This is a genomic window from Pseudomonas sp. P4_B4 (genome assembly GCF_056402255.1).
Genome location: NZ_JBFUHS010000064.1, coordinates 1 through 11034 on the forward strand (window position 1 = coordinate 1; position 11034 = coordinate 11034).

Sequence of the window (11034 nt, forward strand, 5' to 3'; positions counted from 1 at the left end):
GTCTGGACCTCGCTCGGGAGCTACGTCCTGGGTGCCAACGTCGAAAACCTGTTTTTCGGCGGCAGCGGCAACTTTGCGGGCACCGGCAACGCGCTCGACAACGTGATCGTGGGGGGGGTGGGTAATGACGTCCTCGTCGGTGGCGCAGGTAACGACGTGATGAGTGGCGGCGTCGCCGGCAACGATATCTTCGCGTTTGCCCCAGGCTTCGGCAACGATACGATCCTGAACTTCGGAGCCAACCCGGCCGCAGGGCAGGACTTGCTCGATATCACGGGGATGGGGGTCACCAGCGCGGTGTTCGCGTCCAACGTGAGCATAACGGCTGACGGGGCGGACACGGTGGTAGGGATCGGGGCGGACGCCATCCGCCTGGTGGGTGTCAACAGCGCGGCCGTTGATCAGACGGACTTCATTCTGGTCGTCTGAGGTCCTGGTCAGTACCGTCGCAGGAGGGCGGAACAGTAGAGGGGAGGGCAATGGATGCCCTCTCTTTCTCCTTCCACTCAATCGCCTCATGAATGCATTCGGTGTGGGTATTCAGGGAGGGCTGAATCGACCAGGGTTTTGCAGCGATAGCGATGATCATGGCGTTGCGAGCTGCTCTCGCATAATCGGAGACGTTTTTCTATTTTTCCGGCGTGAAATAGCTCTTTTCAATAGCTTCGCGGGTCGAGGCAATGATTTCCTTGTGAGTTCGTTCTTTCTCGACTGCTCGGGACAGGACTAGCGCTCCCACACATTGAGCGATGACGGCCCATGCCGCATCAGGGCTACGGAGACGATCGGCCCAGGCTTTCTGTACTTGCTTCAGGCCTTTTTCGGCGGCCAGCCGTACCTCCGGTTCGGCGCGCGCAATCTCTGCACCCAAGACCGGAAGGACACAGCCTTCTTCTGGATGAAGGACATGAAAGGTACTCAGGTAGTTGCGTAAACATTGCTCCAGCTGTTCGCCTGATGCGTTTTGTCCACCAGCCAGCATTTCGCTGCTGTTTCGAATCTCATCCTCAATCACCGCCTGAAACAGCGGCTAGAAATAACATTTCGCTCTATACCTGCACTCAACTTCCTATATGTCTTTTAAAAACAGATAGTTGAGATGCCTAACACCAGTCGTCTGTTTTATCGACGTAAAATTGACAAAGATTTGCTATGGAACTTTAGTCTTAGTTATCGGGGGGTCCGCCCGCCTGTAGCTTGCCATCGCTTTGGCAACGCAAGGCGCGGTGACTTTCCCGAGAGGAGCCGAATCATGTCGATCATTTCGTTTCTTTGCAGAGGGAAGGGGCTGTCCAGGACGTTCGCCTTCACTTCCAGATTCCATGGCCCACCCAGGGCTCGAATCCGCTCTGCCTGATCGCCCGGCGAGCAATTCATTTCGCGAATTCCAGGCGCGTATCCCGGGTCCCGGGTAACGCCAGAGCTCTCGCAAAAAAACATAACCAACACACTGCGCAAGCCAGCACTTGACTTGGCGCGGGAGGGTTTTCTCGTCCCGTGCCTTTACCCAAATAGATCGAGGGCAATCCAAAATGGCCAATTTCAGCAAGTCGGACCTGGAGTTCATCCTTAAGCAAATCTTTATCGCAGAGGCGAATGCCGACGGCGCAAGCCTCATTGATTTGCTTCCCAACTCTCAGGTGCCATTCGGCCTGCGTACCGTCGATGGTAGCTTCAACAACCTGGTCACCGGCCAGACCGAGTTTGGCTCCGCGGACGATGCCTTCCCGCGCCTGCTTGATCCCTCGTTTCTAACGGCATACGCCGGGACAGGGGATGTGACCGATCCACAACCACGGATTATCAGTAACCTGGTCGTCGACCAGACCGCCAACAACCCGGCGGCCTATGCCTCAGCGTTCGACCCGGGCCTGGACGGTGTGCTCAACTTCGGCGTGGTGGGTGCGGGTAATGACGACGTACTCAAGGATGGCGTACAGATAGTCACCAGCCCCGGGCTGGATGGCGTGTTCGGCACGGCCGATGACAAGGATGTGTTCTTCTTTCCCAACGTGTCGCCGGACGTCGGCCTGACCGCCAGCTTCAACTCGTGGATGACCTTCTTCGGCCAGTTCTTCGACCACGGTCTCGACCTGGTCACCAAGAGCGCTACCGACTTCGTGTTTATTCCGCTGCAGGCGGACGATCCGTTGTTCGTACCGGGCAGCCCGACCAACTTCATGGTGCTGCCACGTGCGGTGCGTACCGCCGGCGCGGACGGAATAGTCGGCACCACCGATGATGGCCAGACCAACACCACCTCGCCATTCGTCGACCAGAGCCAGACCTACAGCTCGCACCCGTCGCATCAGGTGTTCCTGCGCGAGTACGTGCTCAACGCGGCAGGCGATCCTGTTGCGACAGGGCGCTTGATTACCAACCGCGATCTCGGCGCCGATGGCCTGTTTGGCACTGCCGATGATGGCAACGGCGAAAATGGCGGCATGGCAACCTGGAAGGTGGTCAAGGCCCAGGCCCGTGACATTCTCGGCATCAACCTGACTGACGCCGATGTACACAACGTGCCGTTGCTGGCAACCGATGCGTACGGCAACTTCATCCGCGGTCCGAACGGCATGCCGCAGGTGGTGATTCGCATCAGTAACGGTGCTGACGGCATCGCCGGTACGGCTGATGACGTCACTCAACTGGTCGAAGGCAACCGGGCTGCTCCGATCAGTCTGGCCAACGCCGTGAGCACCGGGCATGGCTTCCTCGACGACATCGCCCACAATGCCGCGCCGGTAGTCGTCGGCGGGGTACTGCAGGCGGATGCCGACATCGCTGTCGGCAATGCCCAGCCCGTTGACGCGGGCGGCAACAACCTGACCTATGACAACGAACTGCTCGACGCCCACTACATTGCCGGCGACGGCCGGGTAAACGAGAACATCGGCCTGACCACCGTGCACCATGTGTTCCACTCCGAGCACAACCGCCTGGTCCAGCAAACCAAGGACACCCTCATAGCCGCCGGCGACCTGGCCTTCCTCAATGAGTGGCTGGCAGTCGACGTGGCCGCGATTCCGACTACACCCGCCGAGATTGCAGCGTTGGTGTGGGACGGCGAACGCCTGTTCCAGGCCGCCAAGTTCGGCACCGAGATGCAGTACCAACACCTGGTGTTCGAGGAGTTCGCGCGGACCATTCAGCCGCAGGTCGACGGATTCCTTGCGCCCAGTGGCTATGACACCTCGATCAACCCGGCAATCCTCGCCGAGTTCGCCCACGTGGTGTACCGCTTTGGTCACTCGATGTTGACCGAGACCGTCGATCGCTTCGATCCCGCGTTCAATCCGCTGCTGACTGACCCGGCCAACCCGGACTCGCAACTGGGTCTGATCGCGGCCTTCCTCAACCCGCTGGCGTTCGCCGGCAGCGGGGTGACTGCGGATCAGGCGGCAGGGGCGATAATTCGCGGTGTGACCCGCCAGGTCGGCAACGAACTCGATGAGTTTGTCACCGAAGCGTTGCGCAACAACCTGCTCGGTCTGCCGCTCGATTTGCCGAGCCTGAACATGGCGCGTGGTCGCGACACGGGCATCCCCACCTTGAACGAGGCGCGCCGTGAGTTCTACGCATCCACCGGCGACAGCCAACTCAAGCCGTACATCAGTTGGGCTGACCTGGCGGACAGCCTCAAACACCCCGAGTCGCTGGTCAACTTCATCGCGGCCTATGGCACGCATAGCACGATCACGGCGGCGCTCACGCTGGCAGACAAACGCGCTGCAGCCTTTGCACTGGTATTCAATGTTGCGGGTTCACCGGCTGACCGCCTGGACTTCCTCAACAGCACTGGAGCCTATGCCAATGTAACGACGGCCGGCGGGGATGGGGTACTGGGTACTGCAGATGACCTGACAGGTGTGACGGTCACGGGCGTCGACGACATCGACTTCTGGGTCGGTGGCCTCGCCGAACAGAAGATGCCGTTCGGCGGCATGCTCGGCTCGACGTTCAACTTCGTGTTTGAAACCCAGATGGAGGCGTTGCAGAACGGCGACCGTTTCTACTACCTGTCGCGTACCGCGGGCCTGAACTTCGGCACTGAGCTTGAGAACAACTCCTTTGCCAAGCTGATCATGCTCAACACCGATGTCACCCACCTGGCGAACACCGTGTTCCTGACGCCGACGTTCACCCTCGAAGTGAATCAGGCCACTCAGTTCACTGGCCTTGGCGTGGACAGCCGCGCTGATCCGACGGGCGGCATCATGATCAACGGCGTGGAAGTCGTGCCGCTGGTGATCCGCGACAACCCCGACACCGTGGGTCCGGACACCAATTATCTGCATTACACCGGTGAAGACCATATCGTCATGGGCGGCACTGCCGGCAATGACATCATCATCTCCGGTGACGGCGATGACACCATCTACGGCGACGCCGGCAACGACCGCCTCGAAGGCGGTGCCGGGAACGATGCGGTACTGGGCGGCGCGGGTGATGACATCATCAGCGACTCGTTCGGCGATAACCGCCTGGAGGGTAATGCCGGTAACGATGTGATCGTGGTTGGCAGCATGCTTGCTGCAGGCAACCTGATCCTTGGCGGCGATGGCCAGGACTTCATCATCACCACCGAAGACATCAGCACCACCTTCGGCGGTCAGGGTGACGACTTCATCCTCGGCGCCAAGACCAACCTGCCACCTACCGGCAACGAAGGTGATGACTGGATCGAGAAGGGCGCCCAGGACGGTGCGCCTGGCGATAACTTCTCGCCGTTGCTCAATGACGATGTGATCGGCAACGACATCTTTACCGGTGGTGGCGGCTTCGACGAAATGATCGGCGAGGGTGGCGACGACATCTTCGTCGGCAGCGATGCCCAGGACAAGATGGACGGCATGTCCGGCTTCGACTGGGTGACCTACAAGAACGACAAGGTTGGCGTGACCGTTGACCTGACCCTGGCCGCGCTGGCGCAGCCCCACGGTAATGCACCAAACCAGAATGCCGGCATATTCAATCCGGTCGGCGCCTCGCCGGCCTCGATTCTCGACCGTTTTGCCGAGGTTGAAGGCGTGTCCGGTTCGAGTTTCGGCGATGTGCTCAAAGGCGATAATGTTGATGCGGTCACTATCATCAACCACGGTGGTGCCACGGGCAGTGCGCTGACCAATGTCGCGTTGATCCGCGGACTGGACCAGTTCTTGGCCGATGCTGGTTTGCCGACCACCGGTTTTGCCACTGGCAACATCATCCTCGGCGGCAATGGCAGTGACCTGATCGAGGGCCGCGGTGGCGATGATCTGATCGATGGCGACAAATGGATCAACGTCAGGATTGCCGTTTATGCCGCCGGCGACGTCAACCATACCGGTCCCGAAATCGCCACCTTCGACAGCATGGTCGATATGATCCCGCTCATGCTGGACGGCACCTTTAACCCTGGTCAACTCAAGGCTGTGCGGGAAATCATGCCCGGCACCTCGACGGGCGGGGCGGCCTTCGACACCGCCATCTTCTCCGGGCTTCAGGCCGAGTATACGGTTACCGTTGACGACCGCGGCACGGACGATCTGGCGGACGATGTCTATACAGTGATAGATAGCGTAGCGGGTCGCGACGGCACCGATACCCTGCTGCATATCGAACGCCTGCAATTCGCCGATGACCAGCTAGTGCTGGTGGAGGGGCTCAATGCCCAACCGGTTGGCAGTCCGACTGTCTCGGATGGCAACGGCGGAGCGATAACGGTGGGCGACACGCTGACGGTCAGCGTGGCCGGGGTGCGTGATGCCAACAATATCGCAGCGGGTAATCCGCTGGGCTTGATCACCAACTCCTCGGTGTCCTACATCTGGCAGTTCGAGGCAACGCCAGGCAGCGGTATATTCGAGGACATCATCCTGTTGCCGGCTGGCGACCTGGCGTTCCAAAGCGCCGACGGCACCGCGTTCAAGGTCTCTCCTGACCTCGCCGGGTTGTCGTTGCGGGTCAAGGCGATGTATCAGGACGGTCACGGCACCACGGAGATCCTGTTCTCCACGCCGACGACTGCCATAGTTGCCGGTGCACCGGTCACGCCAACGGCGCTGGTACCTGTAGTCGATGCCACCGCGGGTGGCGCGGGCCTGCACATGGTCCGTTCCGACCTCAACTTCATCCTTGACCAGATCAAGATTGCCGAGGCGGAAGCGTCCGGTCAGGACATCCTCTCGCTGATCCCGAATATCCGCGCGCCGTTGGGCCTGCGTGCGGTCGACGGGTCGAACAACAACCTGATGAACCTCAATGGCATCAACAACACCGAGTTTGGTGCCGCCGATAACGTCTTCCCGCGCTTGACCGATCCGGTCTTCAATCCGGCGGAAGCGGGAACGTCGTATGCGCAGAACAGCGGCCTTGTGATTGACTCGCAGCCGCGCACCATCAGTAACCTGATCGTCGACCAGACGGCGAACAACCCGGCGGCCTATGCCACGGCTTTCAACCCGGGCCTGGACGGTGTGCTCAACTTCGGCGCGGTGGGTAACGACGACGTGCTCAAGGATGGCGTACAGATTGTTGCCAGCCCCGGCCTGGATGGTCAGTTCGGTACTGCCGATGATCACGATGTGTACTTTATCGAGAACGTCGCGGCGGACGCGGGGTTGTCCGCGCCGTTCAACGCCTGGATGACCTTCTTCGGACAGTTCTTCGATCATGGCCTGGACCTGGTCACCAAAGGCGGTTCAGGCACCGTCTTCATTCCGCTGCAGCCGGATGATCCACTCTTTGTCGCAGGTAGCCCGACGAACTTCATGGTGCTGACCCGCGCGACCAACCTGCCAGGGGCGGATGGCGTTCTCGGTACGGCCGACGACATCCATGAGCAAACCAACACCACCTCGCCGTTCGTGGACCAGAACCAGACCTATAGCTCGCACCCGTCGCACCAGGTGTTCCTGCGCGCTTATCAACTGACCGACACTGGCCCTATAGCGACCGGCAGGCTGATCACCAACCGTGATCTGGGCGCGGATGGCCAGTTTGGTACCGCGGACGACGTCGAAATTGGTGGCATGGCGACCTGGAAGGTGGTCAAGGCGCAAGCCCGTGACATTCTCGGCATCAACCTGACCGACGCCGATGTCGATAATGCCCCGCTGTTGGCGACCGATGCCTACGGCAATTTCATCAAGGGGCCGAACGGCTTCCCGATGGTCGTGATGAAGGGTGTTGACGGTCTTGGCGGCACGCCGGATGACGTCCTTGTCGAAGGCGATCCGCTTGCTCCCCTTGACCTGACCGATGCTGTGCGCACCGGTCACCAGTTCCTCGTCGACATTAACCACAATGCCGCGCCGGTAATCGTCGGTGGGGTTCTGCAGGCGGATGCGGACACCGCTGTCGGCAATGCGCAGCCTGTTGACGGGGCCGGCAACAACCTGACCTATGACAACGAACTGCTCGACGCTCACTACATCGCCGGCGACGGCCGGGTCAACGAGAACATCGGCCTGACCGCGGTGCATGCGATCTTCCACTCCGAGCACAACCGGCTGGTTGCGCAGACCAAGGATACCGTGCTCGATTCGGGTGACGTGGCCTTCCTCAATGAGTGGCTGCTCACTCCGGTGGCCGCATTGCCAACCACCCAGGCTGAGTTCGATGCGCTGGTGTGGAATGGCGAGCGCTTGTTCCAGGCAGCCAAGTTCGGCACCGAGATGCAGTATCAGCACCTGGTGTTCGAGGAGTTTGCGCGGACCATCCAGCCCAGAGTCGATTTGTTCTTCGCACCGACCCAGGTCTATGACGTCGACCTCGATGCCTCGATCGTCGCCGAGTTCGCCCACACCGTGTATCGGTTTGGCCACTCGATGCTGACCGAGACCGTCGATCGCTTCGATATCAATTTCAACGCGGTGGGCGATCCGGCCAGCGCTGATCCCAATCAGCAACTGGGCTTGATCGCAGCGTTCCTCAACCCGTTGGCGTACGCCGCCAGTGGCGTGTCTCCAGAGGATGCGACCAGTGCGATCATACGTGGGGTGACTCGGCAAGCCGGTAACGAAATCGACGAGTTCGTCACCGAGGCGCTGCGTAATAACCTGCTCGGCCTGCCGCTCGACCTGCCGGCGATCAACATCGCCCGTGGCCGCGACGTGGGGATTCCCTCACTCAACGCGATCCGCCGCGACATCTACAGCCAAACCGGTGATGCCCAACTTAAGCCGTACACCAGCTGGGTCGATCTGGTGCAATACCTCAAACATCCGGAGTCGTTGATCAACTTCATCGCGGCCTATGGCACGCATGACACGATCACGGCGGCGACCACACTGGAAGGCAAACGCGCTGCAGCCCTGGCGCTGGTCTTCGGTGGTGCGGGTGCGCCGGCTGACCGTCTGGACTTCCTCAACAGCACCGGTGCCTATGCCAACGTAACGCTGCCCGGCACCGACGGCGTGCTGGGTACTGCCGACGACCTGAGGGGTGTGACGATCACGGGCGTCGATGCCATCGACCTGTGGATCGGCGGTCTGGCCGAACAGAAAACCCCGTTCGGCGGCATGCTCGGCTCGACCTTCAACTTCGTGTTCGAGAACCAGTTGGAAAAACTGCAGGACGGCGACCGCTTCTACTACCTGGAGCGTACCTCTGGCCTGTCGATGAATGCGGAACTTGAAAGCAACTCGTTCGCCAAGCTGATCATGGCCAACACCTCGGCCACGCACTTGCCTGGCCTGGTGTTCTCGGACCCAGGACTCTACCTGGAAGTGGACCTGAGCAAGCAATACAACGATGGCCTGCTCGCCGCCGATCCGCTCGGCCCGAACGCAGAGCAGGTGGTGTTCCGCGACAACCCGCTGACCGTGGGGGCGGACACCAACTACATCCGGTACGGTGGTGAAGAGCACATCGTGCTGGGTGGCACCGACAACGCAGACATCCTCATCTCCAGTGATGGCGATGACACGGTCTGGGGTGATGGCGGCAACGATCGCATCGATGGCGGTAACGGCAACGACCAGCTGCGCGGTGGCGCCGGCGACGACATCATCACCGACATCGGCGGCGACGATAACATCCAGGGTGGCGACGGCAACGACGTACTGCACGGAGGCAACGGCGTCAACCTGATCATTGGCGGGTTCGGCAGCGACTTCATCGTGACCGGTGAGGACGCCTCCGAGGCCATTGGTGGCCAGGGCAATGACTTCATCCTGGGCAGCAAAGCCAACGAACAGGACATGGGTAACGAAGGCGACGACTGGATCGAGAAGGGCACCTCGGACGGTGCGCCTGGCGACAACTTCGATCCGCTCGGCAACGACCCGGTCATCGGCCACGATGTATTCGTCGGTGGTAACGAGAACGATAAGTTCAACGGCGAAGGCGGCGACGACATCATGGTCGGCAGTCTCGGCTTCGGTGACCGCTATATCGGCGGCTCCGGCTATGACTGGGCGACCTTCAAGGATCTCGCCCAGGGCGTGACCATCGATTACAGCGACCGCTTCTTCGATGTGCCAGTGCAGCCGGGTTCGGGGGCTTCGGCACTGGTGCGTTTCGACATCATGGAAGGTCTGTCGGGTTCGTCCCACGGTGACTTCCTGCGCGGTGATAACGAAAATGCGACATCGCTACCCACCGCGGGTGCCACCGGCAGTGTGTTGACCAACATCAGCCTGATCAATGGTCTGGCGGGCCTGTTGCCAGTCGGAGCGACGTTCTTCGACGGCGGCAACATCATCCTCGGTGGTAGCGGCAGCGACCTTATCGAAGGCCGCGGTGGTGACGACATCATCGACGGTGACAAGTGGCTGAACGTACGCATCAGCGTACGGGCAAACGCTGATGGCACTGGCGCGGAAATCGCCACGTTCGACAGCATGGCGCCGATGGTTCAGGCAATGCTGAACGGTACTTACAACCCGGGCCAGCTGGTCATCGTGCGGGAGATTCTGACCGGCACCGACAGCTTCGACACCGCGGTGTTCTCCGGTAATGCGTCGGAGTACAGCGTCGCTGTCGATGGCAACGCCGTCATCGTGACCGACCTGGTGGCCGGGCGTGATGGCGTCGATCGCCTGACGGGCATCGAGCGTCTGCAGTTCGCAGACCAGGCGCAGGCGTCCGGCGTTGGCACCGCCTTGAACAGCGGTCCTGTGGGGCGTCTGGCGATCCTCGATGCTGCCACCGGTGCGCGTACCGATGCGCCTGTCGCCGGCCAACTGTTGCGCGTCAGCGATCAGTCGATCCGCGACGCCGACAGCGTCAGTGCGGCCAATCCGACCGGTGCGGTTACCGGTCCGGTGGCTTACTACTGGCAGGTCGAAAACATCCCTGGTTCGGGTGTCTTTGAAGACATCTCCTTTGTCGCCGCTGGCGAGGTATCGCGGGCGACCGGCGCCACCTATCTGGTAGCGGACGATGTCGCAGGTCTGAACCTCCGCGTTCGGGCGGTGTATCAGGATGCCCAGGGTACGCTGGAGATCGTCGACTCGTCGGGGAACAACGCACCGACTGCCGGGCCGACCGTCCTCGGGCTTGCGTTTCTGAACGAGGTGTTGACCGCCGACCCGTCGAGCATCATCGACGTCGATGGCCTCAGCAATCCGCAGTTCACCTTCCAGTGGCAGGAGACCAATGGGGTCACCTTCGTTGACATCGCCGGAGCCACTGCTAGCACGTTCACGCTTGGCCAGACTCAGGTCGGCGATCAGGTGCGCGTGGTGGTCAGTTACGTGGATGACTTCGGTACGGCCGAAACCGTTACGTCCGACGCCACGGCCCCGGTGGCCGCCGGTGATGTGTTCGTCGGTACCGCCGGTGTCGACATATGGACCGGCACGGCAGGCGACGACGTGGCCAGCGGAGGTGATGGCAACGACATCCTGAACGGCTTGGGTGGCAACGACATCCTCAATGGTGACGCGGGCAATGACATTCTCATCGGGGGTACGGGTGCCGACACGATGGCCGGCGGTGTTGGCGACGATGTCTACGAAGTCACCGACCTTGGGGACGTGGTGACCGAGCTCGCCGGTGCCGGCAACGACACGGTCTGGACCTCGCTCGGGAGCTACACCCTGAGTG

Annotated in this window: 3 protein-coding genes; 2 read left to right on the top strand and 1 reads right to left on the bottom strand. The window is 61.0% G+C overall.

Annotated elements, in window-relative coordinates; translation table 11 throughout:
- Positions 1-429: calcium-binding protein (locus AC1DVE_RS30755; RefSeq protein ID WP_477784423.1), on the top strand; the 429-nt coding region annotated here is incomplete at its 5' end.
- Between the two features lie 199 nt (positions 430-628).
- Here the strand turns inward: AC1DVE_RS30755 and AC1DVE_RS30760 are convergent.
- On the bottom strand, positions 629-1015 hold the full coding sequence (locus AC1DVE_RS30760) for a hypothetical protein (RefSeq protein ID WP_223461443.1): 387 nt from the start codon (positions 1013-1015) through the stop codon (positions 629-631).
- Positions 1016-1532: 517 nt separating this feature from the next.
- On the opposite strand from AC1DVE_RS30760, the gene AC1DVE_RS30765 reads away from it, so the two are divergent.
- On the top strand, positions 1533-11034 hold a 9502-nt coding region (locus AC1DVE_RS30765; RefSeq protein WP_477784424.1), incomplete at its 3' end, for a peroxidase family protein.